At 51.2% G+C, this 408-nt stretch carries 1 rRNA gene; it reads right to left on the bottom strand.

The annotated features are described in order from the left end of the window. Nucleotides 1-317: 317 nt before the first annotated feature. Nucleotides 318-408 (bottom strand): 16S ribosomal RNA (locus MKD38_RS30940); the annotation flags it as partial.

Consider the following 408-nt stretch of genomic DNA (forward strand, 5'->3'; position numbering starts at 1 on the left):
TCGACACGCTCACTACAGGTTGAGTTCTCGCATTTGTGCCGTATTCCAAGTCATCTTTCGATCACTTAAAAATACATTTGGTTGATACAATCACAACCCGGTATCGCGTTTGTACTGCAGCGTCTCATCAACGCTCGCGCGACACCTTTACTACATCCCATATTGTTAAAGAACAGCCCGATCCGCAGGTGAGACCCGCGCTCGCTTGGCAATGCCAAATGCAAACGCTCAAGACTTAAGCGCTTGCATTTGGCCACCTGGCCTTAACCAACAAACTACCGATAAGTGTGGACGCTCAACGTTGGCTGCACGCTCTGAAAGGAGGTGATCCAGCCGCACCTTCCGATACGGCTACCTTGTTACGACTTCACCCCAGTCATGAACCCTGCCGTGGTAATCGCCCTCCTC

This window comes from Cupriavidus sp. WGlv3, assembly GCF_023952475.1.
Classification (GTDB): Bacteria; Pseudomonadota; Gammaproteobacteria; order Burkholderiales; family Burkholderiaceae; genus Cupriavidus; species Cupriavidus phytorum.